Annotated in this window: 20 protein-coding genes; 19 read left to right on the forward strand and 1 reads right to left on the reverse strand. The window is 29.1% G+C overall.

The features are described from left to right. The first annotated feature begins 240 nt into the window (after nt 1-240). From pxpB to holA, 19 genes are all read left to right on the forward strand, one after another. Nucleotides 241-969, forward strand: coding sequence for a 5-oxoprolinase subunit PxpB (gene pxpB, locus BDW25_RS00440; protein ID WP_133944635.1), 729 nt, complete (start codon nt 241-243; stop codon nt 967-969). Continuing rightward, nucleotides 959-1,963 (forward strand): 5-oxoprolinase subunit C family protein, encoded by a 1,005-nt coding sequence (locus tag BDW25_RS00445; RefSeq protein ID WP_002455262.1) that lies wholly within the window; start codon nt 959-961, stop codon nt 1,961-1,963. Before pxpB ends, BDW25_RS00445 begins: the two co-directional genes overlap by 11 nt. Before the next feature lie 2 nt (nt 1,964-1,965). Further along, nucleotides 1,966-2,406: an acetyl-CoA carboxylase biotin carboxyl carrier protein gene (locus tag BDW25_RS00450; RefSeq protein WP_002449821.1), complete on the forward strand. Its 441-nt coding sequence runs from the start codon at nt 1,966-1,968 to the stop codon at nt 2,404-2,406. A gap of 13 nt (nt 2,407-2,419) precedes the next feature. Further along, the gene (locus tag BDW25_RS00455) at nt 2,420-3,781 is read left to right on the forward strand and encodes an acetyl-CoA carboxylase biotin carboxylase subunit (protein ID WP_002449893.1); all 1,362 of its coding nucleotides are present in this window, start codon (nt 2,420-2,422) and stop codon (nt 3,779-3,781) included. Beyond that, nucleotides 3,781-4,533: a 5-oxoprolinase subunit PxpA gene (pxpA, locus tag BDW25_RS00460; RefSeq protein ID WP_133944859.1), complete on the forward strand. Its 753-nt coding sequence runs from the start codon at nt 3,781-3,783 to the stop codon at nt 4,531-4,533. The genes BDW25_RS00455 and pxpA overlap by 1 nt, the downstream gene beginning before the upstream one ends. Before the next feature lie 12 nt (nt 4,534-4,545). Further along, on the forward strand, nt 4,546-5,784 hold the full coding sequence (locus BDW25_RS00465; RefSeq protein ID WP_071560736.1) for an NRAMP family divalent metal transporter: 1,239 nt from the start codon (nt 4,546-4,548) through the stop codon (nt 5,782-5,784). 176 nt (nt 5,785-5,960) lie between these two features. Then, on the forward strand, nt 5,961-6,647 hold the full coding sequence (locus BDW25_RS00470; RefSeq protein WP_002449724.1) for a 5'-methylthioadenosine/adenosylhomocysteine nucleosidase: 687 nt from the start codon (nt 5,961-5,963) through the stop codon (nt 6,645-6,647). A 27-nt stretch (nt 6,648-6,674) separates the two neighbouring features. Then, nucleotides 6,675-7,202, forward strand: coding sequence for a YqeG family HAD IIIA-type phosphatase (locus BDW25_RS00475; protein WP_002449847.1), 528 nt, complete (start codon nt 6,675-6,677; stop codon nt 7,200-7,202). Further along, a complete protein-coding gene (yqeH, locus tag BDW25_RS00480) occupies nt 7,203-8,303 on the forward strand; it encodes a ribosome biogenesis GTPase YqeH (protein ID WP_002449730.1) in 1,101 nt (366 codons plus the stop codon). Between the two features lie 12 nt (nt 8,304-8,315). Next, nucleotides 8,316-9,122, forward strand: coding sequence for a shikimate dehydrogenase (gene aroE / locus BDW25_RS00485; protein ID WP_133944637.1), 807 nt, complete (start codon nt 8,316-8,318; stop codon nt 9,120-9,122). A gap of 6 nt (nt 9,123-9,128) precedes the next feature. Beyond that, the gene (gene yhbY / locus BDW25_RS00490) at nt 9,129-9,419 is read left to right on the forward strand and encodes a ribosome assembly RNA-binding protein YhbY (protein ID WP_070443273.1); all 291 of its coding nucleotides are present in this window, start codon (nt 9,129-9,131) and stop codon (nt 9,417-9,419) included. Nucleotides 9,420-9,423: 4 nt separating this feature from the next. Beyond that, nucleotides 9,424-9,993, forward strand: a complete 570-nt coding sequence (locus BDW25_RS00495; RefSeq protein ID WP_002449696.1) for a nicotinate-nucleotide adenylyltransferase — start codon at nt 9,424-9,426, stop codon at nt 9,991-9,993. Continuing rightward, the gene (yqeK, locus tag BDW25_RS00500) at nt 9,983-10,567 is read left to right on the forward strand and encodes a bis(5'-nucleosyl)-tetraphosphatase (symmetrical) YqeK (RefSeq protein ID WP_133944639.1); all 585 of its coding nucleotides are present in this window, start codon (nt 9,983-9,985) and stop codon (nt 10,565-10,567) included. Before BDW25_RS00495 ends, yqeK begins: the two co-directional genes overlap by 11 nt. Then, nucleotides 10,568-10,921, forward strand: a complete 354-nt coding sequence (gene rsfS, locus BDW25_RS00505) for a ribosome silencing factor (protein WP_002449779.1) — start codon at nt 10,568-10,570, stop codon at nt 10,919-10,921. Between the two features lies 1 nt (nt 10,922). Beyond that, nucleotides 10,923-11,654, forward strand: a complete 732-nt coding sequence (locus BDW25_RS00510) for a class I SAM-dependent DNA methyltransferase (RefSeq protein WP_002455269.1) — start codon at nt 10,923-10,925, stop codon at nt 11,652-11,654. A gap of 52 nt (nt 11,655-11,706) precedes the next feature. Next, complete coding sequence (locus BDW25_RS00515; protein ID WP_002449803.1) at nt 11,707-12,369, forward strand: helix-hairpin-helix domain-containing protein; 663 nt, start codon at nt 11,707-11,709, stop codon at nt 12,367-12,369. A gap of 66 nt (nt 12,370-12,435) precedes the next feature. Continuing rightward, complete coding sequence (locus BDW25_RS00520) at nt 12,436-12,900, forward strand: ComE operon protein 2 (protein WP_002449872.1); 465 nt, start codon at nt 12,436-12,438, stop codon at nt 12,898-12,900. Between the two features lie 176 nt (nt 12,901-13,076). Next, entirely contained in the window at nt 13,077-15,083 is a 2,007-nt protein-coding gene (locus BDW25_RS00525; RefSeq protein WP_243830608.1) for a DNA internalization-related competence protein ComEC/Rec2, read from the forward strand. A gap of 70 nt (nt 15,084-15,153) precedes the next feature. Next, nucleotides 15,154-16,128 carry a DNA polymerase III subunit delta gene (gene holA / locus BDW25_RS00530; RefSeq protein ID WP_002449817.1) on the forward strand — a complete coding sequence of 325 codons (975 nt, stop codon included), beginning with the start codon at nt 15,154-15,156 and terminating at the stop codon, nt 16,126-16,128. 40 nt (nt 16,129-16,168) lie between these two features. Here the strand turns inward: holA and rpsT are convergent, their stop codons facing one another. Continuing rightward, nucleotides 16,169-16,420 carry a 30S ribosomal protein S20 gene (rpsT, locus tag BDW25_RS00535; RefSeq protein ID WP_002449701.1) on the reverse strand — a complete coding sequence of 84 codons (252 nt, stop codon included), beginning with the start codon at nt 16,418-16,420 and terminating at the stop codon, nt 16,169-16,171. Between the last annotated feature and the right edge of the window lie 295 nt (nt 16,421-16,715).

A 16,715-nucleotide genomic window follows, 5' to 3' on the forward strand; every position in this document is an offset into this window, starting at 1 on the left:
TTAATTTTTAGAACTTTCACATGACAAAAATATAAATATATGCTTAAATAACAATGTAGACAAATTATATAAATATCTTGTACTGAAAGGGGGTAAGCGATTACATTAATGCATTACTTACCTTCTTTTATTATTGTCTATTTGAAAGACATATTAAACTACTATGAATACGTGGATATTTTATATTACTAATATATAAAATGAAATACGTTATTTATAATCGAAGGAGGACCATCATCTTTGGAAATAAAGATTATTAATGAACAATCAATTGCGCTTTATTTTAAAGAAGAAATATCTGAAAGTAATTACAGAGATGTTGAATCCGTTACTAAACATATACACGCTAAAAGAATAGATGGTATCAAAGATGTGATACCGTCATATAGAGCAATTATGATAAATTTTGATAATATAAAGCTTAATTTTAAGCAATTAATAGATATATTAGATTTAAAACAGTTAAATGGTGAACATGCTAAAGATATTTCAGATAAAACGATCATACATATTCCAGTATTATATAATTCAGAAGTCGGACCTGATTTACCATATGTAGCTAAACATAACAAACTAACTACTGATGAAGTCATTCGAATCCATACTCAAAATGAATATCTCGTTTACATGTTAGGTTTTATGCCTGGTTTTCCATTTTTAGGTGGATTGGATTCTCTTTTACATACTCCACGTCGAGATGAACCTAGAGTCAAAATTGACGCAGGTTCAGTAGGAATAGCAAATAATCAAACTGGTTTATATCCTTCTGATTCACCAGGTGGTTGGCAAATTATTGGAAGAACACCATTAAAAGTATTTGATATCAACGACGATGAAATGTCTTTATATCAAGCGGGGGATTATATTAAGTTTTATTCTATTGATGAAAATACATTTAACGACATCCAAAGTGAAATAGCAGAAAATCGATTTAATAAAGAAAAGTGGGTGTTAAATCATGTCGATTAGTATTATTCAACCTGGTATGTTTACAACTGTTCAAGATGAAGGAAGATTTGGTTTTCAACACCTAGGTTTTTCAAGTGCTGGTGCTATGGATTTATATAGTTATTTAATTGGTAAGACTTTAATTGGTAATAATGGACCCAGCCTTGAATATACTATTATCGGTCCAACACTTCAATTTAATAAAGATAATACATTTATTTTGACAGGAGCACATGTAAACGCAAAATTAAATGAAGAGACAGTTGATATTAATACTGTAATTTATGCATGCAAAGGCGATATTTTGAAAGTTGGAGCAGTGACTGCAGGCGCCCGTGGTTATATTTTCTTTGGCCATCCTTTAGATATTCAACCAATAGCAGAAAGTTATTCGACACATACTAGAAGTAAAATTGGTGGTTACAAAGGGAGACCATTATCAAAAGGGGATTTGATATACTTAAAAGAAAATCCATCTTTCAAACAAAATTTGGGTAAAACAACAGTTTATAATGCTATTCCCGAAGATAATATAATACATATTATTACCGGTCCACAAATTGAAGCATTTTCAAAGGAAAGTATAAATAAGCTCGTTAATATGGAATATAAAGTTTCTGAAAAATCTGATAGAATGGGGTACCGTCTTAATGGTGAGCATATCCCTCCTAAAACTGGAGCAGATATTATTTCAGAACCTGTTGCTTTAGGAAGTATTCAAGTCCCAAATGATGGTAATCCTATTATCTTATTAAATGATAAACAAACTATAGGTGGCTATACGAAAATCGCTACAGTCACTCAACTGGATTTAAATAAAATTGCTCAATTTAAGCCGGGAGATTTAATTCGATTTAAGTGGTCAACGATTGAAGAGTCTGCAAAGGTTCAGGAACAATATCTAAATCACTTTAATCATTTAAATGCTGAAATTAACACGTCACCAACCTTTAATATGGGTGAAATGAGACCGACAGCAAAGAAATTGACTAAAATCATTACAGAGGAGAGATAGTTATGGATATTAAAAAAATAGAAGAAGTCATTAAACTTGTAAAATCAAATGATGTAAAAAAATTTAAATATAAAGATAACAAAAACGAAATCGAATTAGATTTTACTGAACAAAGTAATAATCAAAATAATAGTACTCCAGTAATACAATCTGAAGGGAATTCTCAAGACAAAAGTATTTCAGAAAATAACCCTTCAAATGATTCATCAAAAACAATTACTTCTCCTATGGTAGGAACATTCTTCTTACAAGATAGCAAGGAATTAACGGATCCTATAATTCAAGTAGGTGACAACATTAAATCTGGTGATATTATCGGATATGTTGAAGCAATGAAAGTAATGAATGAAGTGACTAGTGATATAGATGGTGAGATTACCGACATTGTTGTTGAACATGGTACAAACGTTGAATACGATCAAGTTCTAGTTAAAGTAAAATAAAGGGGGCAAAAATATGTATCGTTGTTTAGTAGCAAATAGAGGAGAAATTGCGGTACGTATCATTCGAGCGTGTCGAGAAATGGGAATAGAAACTGTTGCAGTATACGCTAAAGGTGATGAAAAAAGTCTTCATGTAAGTTTGGCTGATCAAGCAGTTTGCATTGGAGAAGCAAATCCTTTAGATAGTTATTTAAATATAGAACGTATTATTGGTGCAGCTGAAATCACAGGTTCTAATGCTATTCATCCTGGATACGGATTTCTATCGGAGAGTACAACATTTGCCCAAAAAGTTGAAGAAAATGATATTCATTTTATTGGCCCTAACAAAAAAACAATGGAAATGATGGGTGATAAAATAACTGCTCGTCAAACCGTTCATTCAGCAGGGGTACCAGTTATTCCTGGCTCAACAGATGCAGTAAATTCTGTAGAAGAAATCAAAGAATTAGCAAAAGACATAGGATATCCTTTAGTATTAAAAGCCGCAAGTGGTGGTGGCGGTAAAGGTATTCGAATTGTTAAAGAAGAAAATCAACTTGAGAAATCATTAAAAGAAGCTAAAAGTGAAGGTCAAAAATATTTTAATGATGATCGAGTGTATGTAGAAGCATTTATTCCTGTTGCAAAACACATAGAAGTTCAAGTGATTGGTGACGGAAAAGAAAATTATGTTCATTTAGGTGAACGAGATTGTTCAGTCCAAAGAAAAAACCAAAAATTAATAGAAGAAGCACCATGTGCAGCACTGTCTGAAGAACGACGTGAAAAAATATGTAATGATGCTGTCAAAGTTGCAAAAGCCTCTAATTATCGTAGTGCTGGTACTATTGAATTTTTAGTTACTGAAGAGGCACATTACTTTATTGAAATGAACGCGAGAATTCAAGTAGAACATACTGTTACTGAAATGCGTGCAGATAGAGATTTATTACAAGCACAATTATATTTGTTATTACATAATAAATTACCTTTTAGTCAAGAAGATATTGTATTCAATGGTCATGTAATAGAGGCACGTATCAACGCTGAAAATCCAGAAAAGAAATTCCAACCTACTCCAGGTAAAGTTAAACGTCTACACTTACCTCAAGGTTTTAATATTAGAGTAGATTCGTTATTATATGCTGGTTATCAAGTATCTCCTTACTATGATTCACTAGTTGCAAAAGTTATCGTAAAAGACTCTAATAGAACTTCTGCGATTAACAAATTAAAAGTGGCACTTGATGAAATGGTAATTGATGGTTTCACTACTACTGCTGATTTTCTATATGCAGTATTAAGTTACCCACCATACGCAAAAGGAAATGCAGAAGAAGTTGATATTAAATTCCTTGAAAAACATCACATAGTTAAAGGAGTGAAATTATGATGAAAGTTGATTTAAACTGTGATCTAGGTGAAGCATTTGGTAACTATTCATTTGGAGGTGATAAAGATATCATTCCTTTAGTTACATCTGCTAATATAGCCTGTGGTTTTCATGCGGGCGATGAAAATGTAATGAATCAAACAGTAAAATTAGCTAAAAAAAATCATGTGAGTATTGGCGCTCATCCCGGACTTCCAGATTTAAAAGGGTTTGGTCGTCGAAAGATGGATATTAGTCCAACCGAAGTATATAACCTCATAGTTTATCAGTTAGGTGCTTTAGAAGGGTTTTGTAAAGTACATCAAACACGAATAAATCATGTTAAACCACACGGTGCACTGTATAATATGGGTGCTAAAAATAAAGAAATTGCAAAAGCAATTGCAAAAGCAGTATACGATTTTGATTCTGCTATAGTGCTTGTAGGTTTATCTAATTCATTATTAATATCTGAAGCTAAAGCAATTGGATTGAAAACAGCTTCTGAAGTGTTTGCTGATAGACGTTACGAAGATAATGGACAATTAGTTAGTCGTAAAGAACCAGACGCAGTCATTACTGATACTGATGAAGCACTAAAACAAGTTTTGAAAATGGTAACTGAAAACAAAGTGATAAGTCGCAATGGGAAAGAAATTGATTTGGAAACAGATACAATATGTGTTCACGGTGATGGTAAACATGCACTAGAATTTGTTGAACAAATAAGAAAAAAATTAACGAAAGAAGGCATTGATATTCAATCCTTATAAGGGGGTTTTCTAATGAAAGAAAATTTAAATCAAACACAAGATAAAGACAATTTTAAATTTACAAAAAGTCATAGACGCTTACTTTATGGATCTGTATTTTTAATGGCTACATCAGCGATCGGTCCTGCATTTCTAACTCAAACTGCTGTGTTTACGGCAGAATTTTATGCAAGTTTCGCTTTTGCAATCTTAATCTCTATATTAATTGATATTGGAGCTCAAATTAATATTTGGCGTGTATTAGTTGTAACAGGTTTACGTGGTCAAGAAGCATCAAATAAAGTGTTACCTGGATTAGGAACTTTAATTTCAATATTGATTGCTTTTGGAGGACTTGCTTTTAATATCGGAAACATAGCTGGTGCTGGTTTAGGATTGAATGCAATGTTTGGACTTGATGTTAAATGGGGAGCAGCGATTACAGCCATTTTTGCAATTTTAATATTTGTAAGTAAAAGTGGTCAAAAAATTATGGATATTGTTTCAATGATTTTAGGAGTAATAATGATATTAGTAGTCGCTTATGTCATGGTCGTATCTAACCCTCCCTATGGTGATGCACTTATCCATTCAGTTGCACCAGAACACCCCATTAAATTAATTTTACCAATTATTACTTTAGTTGGAGGAACAGTAGGTGGATACATCACATTTGCTGGCGCACATAGAATACTTGATTCTGGAATGAAAGGTAAAGAGTTTTTACCATTTGTGAATCGTTCAGCTATTGCAGGTATCTTAACTACAGGTATTATGAGAACATTATTATTCTTAGCAGTACTTGGAGTTGTAGTGACAGGTGTCACTTTAAATGCAGATAATCCGCCAGCATCAGTATTTGAACATGCTATTGGACCAATAGGAAAAAATATTTTTGGAGTTGTTATTTTCGCAGCCGCAATGTCATCAGTGATCGGTTCAGCATATACAAGTGCAACTTTCTTAAAAACATTACACAAATCATTATTTAATAAAAATAATTTGATTGTCATTGTCTTCATCGTGATTTCAACAATAATTTTCTTATTAATTGGAAAACCAATTAGTTTATTGATTATTGCTGGAGCAATAAATGGATGGATTTTACCGATTACTTTGGGTGCAATATTGATAGCGAGTAGAAAAAAATCAATTGTTGGAGATTATAAACATCCAACATGGATGCTAGTATTTGGCATTGTAGCAGTTATTGTTACAATTATAACAGGTATATTGTCTCTACAAGATTTAGCTACTTTATGGAAAGGTTAATCATAAATAAATATCTAATTTAGGATTTTAAAATTTAACTGTCGACAGTGTTTAACTGTATCGACAGTTTTTTTATTAAATCATTTTCAAGATTATTTTAATAGAAAAAGTTAGTCGTGATGAACTAGAAATTATGTTAGAATAACATGTGCTAAGATTAAAGTTGAGGTGTAAATATGATTGGAATTATTGGAGCTATGGAAGAAGAAGTAGCGATTTTAAAACATAAATTAGTGAATTTAAATGAGGTTGAAGTAGCACATGTAAAATTTTATCGTGGTCAACTAAATGATAAAGATGTTGTTTTAACACAAAGTGGAATTGGAAAAGTAAATGCTGCAATATCCACAACATTGTTAATTGAAAAATTTAAACCAACATTAATTATAAATACAGGTTCTGCTGGTGCTTTAGATGACAGTTTATCAGTTGGAGACATTTTAATTAGTAATCATGTGATGTACCATGATGCAGATGCAACTGCTTTTGGATACGACATCGGTCAAATACCTCAAATGCCAGCTCAATTTGAAGCTAACCAACAATTACTCCAATTAACTGAAAAAGTTGTAAAACAGCAAAATTTAACCGCTAAAATTGGTCAAATTGTAAGTGGCGATAGCTTTATTGGTAGTAGCGAACAGCGATTAAAAATTAAACGTCAGTTTTCAGAAGCTATGGCAGTTGAAATGGAAGCAACGGCTATTGCTCAAACTTGTTATCAATTTAATTTACCTTTTATCGTCACTCGTGCTGTTTCTGATTTAGCAAATGGGAAAGCAGAAATGTCGTTTGAAGAGTTTCTTGGTAAAGCAGCTCAATCATCAAGTAACATTGTTGAACAGTTGGTTAAAGAAATATAAACAATAAATAATTTAAAGGTGAAATGAATGGGATTAATTAAAAAATATTTTATGCCTAGTGATTATGTACAATCTGTATTTCAAATTGATATTGAAAAGTTAGCAAATTCTGGTTTTAAAGGTATTATTACAGATTTAGATAATACATTAGTAGGTTGGGACGTTAAAACACCAACGAAAGAAATACAAGAATGGTTTAAAAAAGCAAATGATTTAGGATTAACGATTACAATTGTATCAAATAATAGTGAAAAACGTGTTTCCGGTTTTTCGAAAGACTTAGACGTTGATTTTATCTTTAAAGCTAGAAAACCTATGGGAAGAGCTTTTAAAAAAGCTATACAACACATGAATATTAAACCAGAAGAAACAGTCGTTATAGGTGACCAAATGCTTACAGACGTACTTGGTGGCAATAATAACGGTCTATATACTATCATGGTAGTTCCTGTCAAAAAGACAGATGGATTTTTAACTAGACTAAATAGAATAATCGAACGTCGATTATTAAACTATTTTAAAAGAAAAGGCTATATTACATGGGAGGAAAATTGATTGGATGAAACTTTAAAATGTATCGGTTGTGGCGCTCCTTTACAATCTGAAGATAAAAACGCACCTGGGTATGTGCCAGAACATAATTTATTTAGAGATGATGTTATATGCCAACGTTGTTTTAGATTAAAAAATTATAATGAAATACAAGATGTAGGAATGGATAGTGAAGATTTTTTAAATTTATTAAATGGATTATCCGATAGACAAGGGATTATCGTTAACGTAATTGATGTTTTTGACTTTGAAGGATCGTTTATTAATGCTTTAAAACGAATTGTAGGAAATAAGAAAATCATTTTGGCGGCGAATAAATTAGATCTTTTACCAAGACAAATTAACCAACGTCGTGTAAAAGAATGGTTAAAAAGAACAGCTAGAAAGTATGGATTAGAAGCTGAAGAGGTGGTATTAATATCAGCTCATAAAGGATGGGGTATTGATGCACTTTTAGAATCAATCAACCGTTTTAGAAATCATCAAGATGTTTATATCGTTGGTACTACAAATGTTGGTAAATCAACTTTAATCAATAAATTAATTGAGCAAAGTGTAGGTGAAAAAGATGTCGTTACAACATCAAGATTTCCAGGTACAACATTAGATATGATAGATATTCCTTTAGATGAGAACACATTTATGTATGACACACCTGGCATTATACAAGCGCATCAAATGACCCATTATGTTACTGAAAAAGAATTGAAAGTGATTATTCCTAGGAATGAAATTAAACAACGTGTATTTCAGTTAAATGAGGGACAAACTTTATTCTTCGGTGGATTAGCTAGGATAGATTATGTTTCTGGTGGGAAACGACCTCTTGTATGTTATTTTTCTAATGATTTAAATATTCATAGAACTAAAACTGAAAAGGCAAATGATTTATGGCGAAATCAAATAGGGCATTTATTAAGTCCACCTAGTAACCCCGAAAAATTTAATATAAGTGATATGAAAGCTGTACGTCTAGAAACAGGGAAAGAAAAACGTGACATTATGATTTCTGGATTGGGCTTTATTACACTCGAAGCAGGTGCAAAAGTGATTGTTCGTGTTCCTAAAAGTGTTGATGTTGTTTTAAGACAATCTATTATGTAGGGAGGATTCATAATGAAATTTGCAGTGATAGGAGATCCGATTTCACATTCATTATCTCCAGTGATGCATAATACTAATTTTAAAGTTTTAGGTTTAAATGATACTTATGAAGCATTGCATATACCGGTTCAAGATTTCGATAATATTAAAGAAATAATAACTGAAAAAAATTTAAGTGGATTTAATATTACTATTCCTCATAAAGAACGCATTATTCCATTCTTAGATGATATTGATGAACAAGCTAAAGCTGTAGGTGCAGTGAATACTGTGAAAATAGAAGGGAATAAATGGATTGGTTATAATACTGATGGTCTTGGATACGTAAAAGGATTAAAACAAGTATATCCTGACTTATCAAATGCATATATTTTAATTCTTGGAGCTGGGGGTGCAAGCAAAGGTATTGCAACTGCACTTTCACAATGTGTACAACCTAAATTAACTATAGCGAATAGAACAATGAGTCGCTTTGATAATTGGAAATTAGATATTAATGCGATTACCCTACAACAAGCTGAACAATATCTTGATGAGTTTGATATTATTATTAATACAACATCAGCAGGATTAGATAATAATAAAGAGAGTGTAATTCGTCTCAATCAATTATCACCGAATACATTGGTAAGTGATATCATTTATATTCCCTATAAAACATCATTTTTACAACAAGCTGAAGAGAAGGGTAACCCTATTTATAATGGTCTAGATATGTTTGTATATCAAGGTGCTGAGAGCTTTAAAATATGGACTGGCAAAGATGCTGAAATTAAAGAAATGAAATTAGCAGTTTTAAATCAATTAAAAGGAGAATAATATGCTATGCTAACAGGTAAACAAAAAAGATATTTAAGAAGTTTGGCGCATAACATTGATCCAATTTTTCAAATAGGTAAAGCTGGAATTAATGATAATATGATTAGTCAAATAGATGAAACACTTGAAAATAGAGAATTAATTAAAATTCATATACTTCAAAATAATTTTGATGATAAAAACAATTTAGCCCAAACGCTAAGTCAAGCTACTAATAGTGAAGTGGTCCAAGTCATTGGATCAATGATAGTCATTTATAGAGAATCTCAAGAAAATAAGGAAATTTCATTACCATAATTCTATGAAAAAAATTGTTTTATACGGCGGACAATTTAATCCTATTCATACTGCACATATGTTAGTAGCTAATGAAGTATTTCATAAAATTAAACCGGATGTTTTCTATTTTTTACCAAGTTATATGGCTCCACTTAAAGAACATAACGATTACTTAGATGCTCATTATCGCATCAAAATGATTAATATGGTAATTGAGCAGTTAGGTTTCGGAAATATTTGTTATGCAGAATTAGAAAGAAAAGGTCAAAGTTATACGTATGATACATTAAAAGCTTTAATTGACCAAAATCCTTACGATAAGTTTTATTTTGTAATAGGATCAGACCAATATGATCAACTTGATAAATGGTATAAAATAGATGAATTAAAGCAAATGATTATCTTTATAGTAGTAAATAGAGAAAAAAATATTCAAAAGGTTGATGAAAATATGATTTCCATATCTATTCCAAGAATGGATATTAGTTCATCAATGATTAGACAACGTGTAAAAGATAAAAAAACAATTGATATTTTAGTCCCTCGAAATGTTAGTAAATATATTAGAGAGGAAGGATTCTATGAACACTAAAGAAGCAAAAAAACTTATCGAAAATAAATTGCCCGAAAAGCGTTTTAAACATTCTCTTAGAGTAGCTGACACAGCAGTTAAGCTTGCTGAAATCTATGATGGAGATAAAAGTAAAGCAGAGTTAGCAGGCATTTTACATGATTATTGTAAATATGATGATTTAGGAAAAATGTATCAAGTCGTTCGCCAACATGATTTAGATAGCAATTTGTTAAGTTATGGAAGTGAAATTCTTCATGGACCTGTATGTGCAGCATTAATGAAGGCTGATTATGGCATCGAAGATGAAGAAATATTATTAGCCATTAAATATCACACTACTGGTCGTAAAGAAATGACAAAAACTGAAAAATTGGTATTTATTGCTGACTATATAGAACCTGGTAGAAAAACTCCAGGAGTTGAAGAAATTAGAGATATGGCATACAATCAAGGTAGCTTAGATAAAATAATTTATGAAATATCAAAACGAACAGTCTTATTTTTAATTAGTAAAGATATTACTGTTTATGGTTCTACGATTGAATGTTTAAATTATTATAATTATAGTGATCAAAAGATAAAGGATGATTAAATGAATTCAGAAGAATTATTAAATATTGCTGTCACAGCGACAGAAGATAAAAAAGCAGAAGATATTGTTTCTCTTAATATGCAAGGTATTAGTGATATGACTGATTATTTTGTAGTGTGTCATGGTAATAATGAACGTCAAGTTCAATCAATTGCTAGAGCAGTAAAAGAAAAAGTGCATGAAAATAATATTGAAGTAAAGCGTATGGAAGGTTATCAAAGTGCAAGATGGGTCTTAATTGATTTAGCAGACGTAGTAGTTCATATTTTCCATAAAGATGAACGCAATTACTATAATATAGAGAAACTTTATCAAGATGCTCCAATAGAATCATATAATCAGGTAGCATATTAAAATGATGCAATACACTGAAATGAGTAAAGTTTATGATCAGCTTACTCAAGATCAACCTTATGAAGAATGGTTTAATATTGTAAAATATTATACAAGAACAATGTCTTCTAATGATTCAATAAATATTCTTGATATTGGTTGTGGCACTGGAAGTTTAACGCAATTACTTCCTTCTATTGGAACGGTTACAGGCATGGATTTAAGTACAGACATGTTATCTATTGCTGCAAATAAATCTAATCAAGTTACTTGGTTAGAAGGTGACATGACCGATTTTTCATTAAATACAACATATGATGTTGTAACAATATTTTGTGATTCCCTGAATTATTTACCTGATATTGATGATATCGTAAATACGTTTAATTGTGTATTTAATCATTTATCTCATTTAGGAATGTTTATATTCGATATTCATACGATATATAAAATGAACACAGCATTTAATAATCAATGTTATATTGATGATAATGATAATATATTTTTAGCGTGGGAAGCTATAAAGGGTGAAGAACCTTATAGTGTTTATCATGATATGAGTTTCTTTTTAAAACAGCATAATGGTAATTATCACCGTTTTAATGAATCACACTATCAAAGAACATTTGAAAAAGATTTCTATATTCGATTGTTAAAACAAACTGGATTTAATCGTATTGAAACTTTTGTAGACTTTGACATTAATAATCATAATGAAAAAGGTGACAGATTGTTTTTTGTTGCTTATAAATAAAATAAAGTAAACTCATCTCCTTATACGTTTATACATATAAGGAGATGAGTTTTTGTTTAAGTATAGAAATGAAATAATTCAATTATTAACTAAGTGGAAGACTCATATCATCATTTTAATTGCAGTAGTGTTACTTTTTATAGTGATTCTCATGCTTATGAAAAATAATGAGACTTCAGAACATATGACAACATCTAATGCTAATAATAGCCAATTTAATAATAATGAAAAATATAATAAAAATAAAAATGATAATAATTTATCCACTTCTTCTAAAGAAAATTCAACTATTTATGTAGATGTCAAAGGGGCTGTTAAATTACCAGATGTTTATGAAATGAAAAAGAACGATAGAGTTAAAGATGTATTAAAAAAAGCTAAAGTTTCTGAAAACGCTGATATTACAAAAATCAATTTATCTGAAAAACTTACTGATCAAAAAATGATTTATATACCTAATAAAAATGAAACGAAAATAAATGCTACACCCACTAATCAAAGTAATTTAAATACTTCTGAAAGTATTAAAGTCAATCTTAACACAGCAAATGAAAGAGAATTGCTTAATGTTCCAGGTATAGGGCCAACTAAAGTGAAAGAGATTATTAAATACAGAGAGGAAAAGGGACAGTTTAATAATGTTGAAGACTTAAAACAAGTAAGAGGAATTGGAGGGAAAACTTTTGAGAAACTTAAAGATTACTTTACTACATAAATTAAATTGGAAGAAATTTTAATATAAATTATAATAGATATATATTTTTTTAAGGAGTTGAACTTTATGGATAGAATAAAATGGGATGAATATTTTATGGCACAAAGTCATTTGCTTGCATTACGTTCTACATGTCAACGATTATCAGTAGGCGCAACAATTGTAAAGGACAATAGAATAATTGCAGGAGGTTATAATGGCTCAGTAGCAGGAGAAGTTCACTGTATTGATGTAGGATGTTTAATAGAAGATGATCATTGTATTAGAACCATCCACGCAGAAATGAATGCATTATTACAATGCGCAAAACAAGGTGTATCGTCAGATAATGCAACGATATATGTCACACATTTTCCTTGTTTAAACTGTACTAAGTCTATTATTCAAGCAGGTATTAAAAAAATATACTATGCAAAAGATTATCATAATCATAAATATGCTATTAAATTATTAAATCAAGCAGGTATTGAGTATGAAAAAATACCATTTTCTGCTAATAAAATAGCTGAATTTTTAACTAAAGAATGTTAGTTGTTTTATATGCACTTTCTTTTTTAAGTGGTATATTATGGGTTCATCTTAAATTATTTTCAATTTTAATATTTACTATTATATTAATTATTGTGTATCGAAAGAGTATTCCTTTATACCACTATTTATTAATTCTATCCTTTTTCTTTCTAGCTTTATTTCAAGTACACCATACTTTGAAAACAAATCATTTAATACTCCAAAATTTAAAAGTCCACAGTAATATACATTCAAAAGTAACGTTTCAAAATGATATAAAACAATTCAATCAAATTATTAAAGGACAATTTCGATATAAACATAATCTTTATCACTTTACTTTTAAAAGTCCACAATTGAGAGCTAAAGATTTAAAAAATCGAGAATGTAAAATTAATGGAAATATCACAAATAGTATTCAAAATGAAGTCTATGTTTATATCAATCAAATAGATAATAAATATTGTACTAAGGTTAATCATATAAGTTTTATAGATAAACACCTAAATTATATTCAAAACAAGTTATATCATTCTTCGTTAAAATATCCAGAGAGAGTATTAGCTTTAATTACTGGGGATACTGGTGCAATTGATACAGATTACTTAGATAAAGTTAAAGCTATAGGTATTTATCATTTACTTGCTGTCAGTGGATCACATGTTGCTACCATTATTTTTATCATTCAATATAGTCTGGTCAGGTTTAATATTCCAAAATTATTTATACGAGTTTTTATTATTATAATACTAATACTATTTATTTTTTATACAAATTTTGCACCGAGTGCTTTAAGAGCAGTTTTAACCGCTATTACTTTTTTTATTATCCCTAAGGCTTTTAAAATTTCGTCTATAAGTGTATTATCTTTAGTCTTTTTATTGATGACAATTTGGAATATGAATTTTGCTTATGATATTGGATTTCAATTTTCTTTCATCATTTCTTTTTTTATACTACTTTCTAAGCCACTATTTAATAATCAATCAATTTTAAAGAATTATATTTATATAACAATTATCGCTCAATTTTCATCCATGATTATTAGTATTTACCATTTTAATCAGTTTCAATGGATTGGTTTTATTTCTAATGTAATATTTGTCCCATTATATTCTTTCATTATTTTTCCACTTTCTATTGTTTTATTTATTTTCTATCATTTCTTTAGTGACTTGCGATATATAAATATGGTTACAAATCAATTATTTGAACTGCATGATAGAATAATGCAACCGTTCATTTTATTTAGAAATTACCAAATAAATATCGCTGATCAATCAAATTTAAGTCTACTATACTGTTTCATTTTATTAACTCTACTAACTACATTTATATGTTATAAAAATTATAGAGTATTCTTAATTATAATTATCTTATTTATAATATTTTTAAGATTAACTAATCAACCATTAGCGACGACGTTTACTGCTTTAAACGTTGGCCAAGGTGATAGTTTTCTTTTTCAAACAAAAAATAATGAAACTGTGATGGTAGATACTGGTGGTAAAGTAGTTCAAACGAAGATTAAAGATAATCATAATATTGCGAAATATCATATTATTCCTACTTTAAAATCTAGAGGAATATCAAAAATTGATCACTTAATTCTTACCCATCCACATAATGATCATATCGGCGAATTTCCTTATTTAGCACAAAATATAAGAATTAAAAATTTATATTTATATATAAAAAGTTATTCTATAGAACAAATTAAAACTATACATACAACTTGTAGTATATATCATATAAAAGTTATTGATGTTTTAGAGACTAATAAAATTCAGTTGAAAGAAGCTAAAATATCATTTTTAAATGCTTTTATTGATTCCAATGAAGACAAAAATGCACAAAGTATAATCTCATTAATAGAGTACAAAAATTACAAATTATTATTGATGGGCGACGCAATTGAAGAAAATGAAAATTTATTATTAAAGAAATATCATTTACCGTTAATTGATGTTCTAAAAGTTGGACACCATGGCAGTAAAACAAGTAGTTCAAAACATTTGTTAGAAATCATACAACCTAAAATAAGTATTATTTCAAGTGGAAAAAATAATACTTTTCATTTGCCTAATAATGAAACGATAGATAAATTAGAGAAAATTAATTCTCATATCTATAATACTCAGACTGATGGAGATATTACTTTAAATCTCGATAATCAACTTATATCATCCTTTAATAAAAGTTAATGATAGAGAATAATAATTACACAATGCTATAATAACTTAATGGTAGAATTTTGAAAGGGTGCAAGTTTACATGGCTAATAATATAATGGCTATATACGGAGAAGTGCCAGAACTAGTGGAGAAAAAAAGTAATGAAATCGTAGAAAGTTACTTAAATGAAAAAAAAGACGATTTTAACTATGTTAAATATAATCTTTATGATACAAGTTTTAATCAGATTATGGAAGAAGCATTAACGATGCCTTTTATTTCAGAGAAAAAAGCTATCGTTGTTAAAAATGCTTTTATCTTTACAGGTGAGAAAGTTTCAAAAGATATCCAACCAAACAACGAACAAGTGAACGAATTTTTAGAAAAATATGATGGAGAAAATTTTATCATTTTTGAAGTGTATCAAAATAAATTAGATGAAAGAAAGAAAATTACTAAAACTTTAAAAAAGACAAGCAAGCTAACTAAAGTTGAACAGATGTCTGAACAAGAGATTAAAAAATGGATAAAAAATAAACTTCATGAAAATTTTAAAGATATTAAACAGGATGCATTAGATTTATTTATAGAATTAACTGGTATTAACTTTAATATAGTTTCGCAAGAATTAGAAAAAATCATTTTATTCTTAGGAGAGCGACCAACTATAAATAAAAAAGATGTTGAAGAGATTATTAATAGAAGTTTAGAACAAAATGTTTTTCTTTTAACTGAATATATACAAAAAGGAGAAAAATATAAAGCCATTCAACTTATTAAAGATTTAATAGTAATGAAGGAAGAACCTATTAAACTATTAGCATTAATAACAAGTAATTATCGATTATATTATCAATGTAAAATTTTAAGTCGAAAAGGATATAGCGGACAACAAATTGCTAAAACAATTAATGTGCACCCGTATCGAGTTAAATTGGCTTTAAATCAAGTAAAACATTATCAATTAACTCATTTGCTAAATATTATTGATCAATGTGCAGAAACTGATTATAAGTTAAAATCCTCATATATGGATAAACAACTGATTTTAGAATTATTTATTCTTTCTTTATAAATAAAAAAGTTCAAGCTAATCGCTTGAACTTTTTAAATGATTATTTGCTTGAAGACATTAATTGAGATTTAATGCGGTCAGCTTTATTTGAATGAATTAAGTTACTGTGTGCAGCTTTATCAACTGATTTAATTGCGAAGTTAACTAATTCAGCTTTATTATCAGCATTATTTTCAATTGCTGATTTAGCATTTTTCACTGCAGTACGCATAGCGTTTTTTTGTGAAATATTACGTTCTTCAGCAGTTTCAGTTGTTCTTACACGTTTAATAGCAGATTTAATATTTGGCATTACTGTCACCTCCTAAAAGTGATCTAAGCATATCAAATTTTATTTTGATTACAACAAGAAATATTTTATCAAAACATGAATATTTGTGCAATCATTTATTAACATTAAACCTATTTATTTACAAAAAGAACGATATTAACTATTGGAAACCTTTATACAACACTTTATAATTGTTATGTAGTTTAAGAAAAATCTTAAAATTAAAAGTAAATAAAGAATCTTCACATGATGATTCTTTTCTCTTAAATTTGCAAATAATGATTAAAAACGATATTATGTCAAAGATGTATACACA

Origin of the sequence: Staphylococcus sp. AtDRG32 (genome assembly GCF_004365845.1) — a bacterium.
Classification (GTDB): domain Bacteria; phylum Bacillota; class Bacilli; order Staphylococcales; family Staphylococcaceae; genus Staphylococcus; species Staphylococcus hominis.